General features: G+C 44.8%; 2 protein-coding genes and 1 pseudogene. 1 reads left to right on the forward strand and 2 read right to left on the reverse strand.

Annotated features, from left to right (window positions below; translation table 11 throughout):
* On the forward strand, positions 1–1,078 hold a 1,078-nt coding region (serA, locus tag R7P67_RS23210), incomplete at its 5' end, for a phosphoglycerate dehydrogenase (RefSeq protein ID WP_318086115.1).
* Positions 1,079–1,142: 64 nt separating this feature from the next.
* On the opposite strand, the gene R7P67_RS23215 is transcribed toward serA, so the two are convergent.
* Positions 1,143–1,835, reverse strand: a complete 693-nt coding sequence (locus tag R7P67_RS23215) for an oxidative stress defense protein (RefSeq protein WP_318086116.1) — start codon at positions 1,833–1,835, stop codon at positions 1,143–1,145.
* 223 nt (positions 1,836–2,058) lie between these two features.
* Positions 2,059–2,251 (reverse strand): annotated as a pseudogene (locus R7P67_RS23220) (ArgP/LysG family DNA-binding transcriptional regulator); the annotation flags it as partial.

A 2,251-nucleotide genomic window follows, 5' to 3' on the forward strand; every position in this document is an offset into this window, starting at 1 on the left:
AGATACGCACTTCATCGGTATCCGCTCCCGAACGAATCTATCCGAGGAAGTGATCAATGCGGCAAACAAACTGGTTGCGATTGGCTGTTTTTGTATCGGAACTAACCAAGTCGATCTTGGTGCGGCGGCAAAACGTGGCATTCCTGTATTCAATGCACCGTTTTCAAACACACGAAGTGTAGCAGAACTCGTGCTTGGTCAGATTCTTCTGCTCCTTCGTGGGATTCCTGAAAAGAACGCCTTGGCACACCGTGGTATTTGGAAGAAGAGCGCAGACAACTCTTACGAAGCGCGTGGTAAACGCCTTGGTATCATTGGTTACGGCCATATCGGTACTCAGCTGGGCATTATTGCTGAAAACTTAGGTATGCGCGTTTACTACTACGATATCGAAAACAAACTATCACTTGGCAACGCAACGCAAATCCATACGATGAGCGAGCTGCTAAACAAATGTGATGTTATTTCGCTGCACGTACCAGAAACACCTGAAACGAAGAATATGATGGGCGAAGAAGAATTTGCTCGCATGAAGCCTGGCGCAATCTTCATCAACGCCGCTCGCGGTACCGTTGTTGATATTCCTGCGCTTTGCCACAGCCTAGAAGCAGGTCACTTAGCTGGCGCAGCAATCGACGTATTCCCAGTTGAACCAAAAACAAACGCTGACCCGTTTGAATCTCCACTACAGAAATTCGATAACGTCATTCTAACGCCACACGTGGGCGGCTCTACTCAAGAAGCACAAGAAAACATCGGCGTGGAAGTAGCGGGTAAACTGGCGAAATATTCAGATAATGGTTCAACACTATCAAGCGTTAACTTCCCTGAAGTATCTCTGCCTGAACACGGTCGTGAGTGCTCTCGCTTGCTGCACATTCACAAAAACCGCCCAGGTATTCTGACTCAAATTAACACCATCTTCGCAGAAGAAGGCATCAACATCGCAGCGCAGTACCTACAAACTGAAGCTGAGATCGGCTACGTAGTTATTGATGTGGAAACTGAGCGTTCAGAAGAAGCACTAACTAAGCTGAAAAGCATTGAAGGCACGATTCGTGCTCGTATTCTTCATTAAGAAGAATCCATACAACAAAGGCAGGGATTATCCCTGCCTTTTCTTTTTGTGTTACCAAAACAAATTATTTTAATTTGTAAACCACATCCACTTGGTCACGAATTACAAGAGTCGAGTCTTGGTAACTGTTCGAACCTTGCTTGCTGTCCATCGCCATTGAGCGCATCAACACAGGCTGTACATGCATTTGGTTATAGTTAATTTGCCAGATGCCGCCGAGTTTTTTATCAAAGCCAGATGCAAGCGATGCCGCTTTTTCTCTCGCATCTTTGATCGCAGCCATGCGCGCTTTTTGTTGATATTCCGCTTGATTGCTCACTTTCAATTGGATGTTGTCGACCTGATTAATGCCAGCTTTCAACGCCATATCCAAATACTGGTTAAGATCGGCTAAATCTGTCACTGTTACATTGATGCTGCGTGATGCTCTGTATCCAACCAACTCCGCTTTGCCCGAGTTAGGGTAGTGATACTGAGGCGCAAGATACAGGTTTGAGCTGGTGATATTGTCCTTTGATAAACCAGCATCAGACAGATATTGGAGAAAATCTTCGACTGTTTTATCGACTGATTGTTTTGCTTGTTCCGCTGTCATGGTGGTATCCACCACTTTTACAGAAAAGGTCGCCATGTCTGGTGTTGCGACCACCTCACCGTAACCCGTTGTTGTTACGTGAGCAAATTCAGGCACATCAGCCAAGACTGAAACACTGCTAAGACTAAGAGCTGAAGCCAGCAAACACGAATACAGTTTCATTCGACAAATCCATCCATATCAATAGTGAAGTGTCTCCACAAATCAGAATCACCGACTTTGTTAAGTCGCCGAGCTGTAGGAGTAAGTGGTTTCATAATAGAAACTTCCGGTGATTATCCAAGCTCCTAACTTCACTTCTAACACAACTTTGACTGTGTAACTTTGGTGTAATTTCAACCATTCGTCATTTAATATTCGTCAGAAATGGTCGTCTATTCAATCACTACTGTGGTAAATGACGCTGTGCATAATTGACAATCGCTTGTGAAATCTCCTGCAATACGCCAGTTTCCAGCTGCCAATGATGCCAATAAATACGATAAGACATCAGGAAGCCAGGCGTAATATCAATTAACGAGCCTTGCTCTAGCTCATCAGTAATTTGCAAACGAGGGATCAAACAATATGCCACTCCA

The sequence above is a fragment of the Vibrio sp. Vb0937 genome (genome assembly GCF_033338855.1).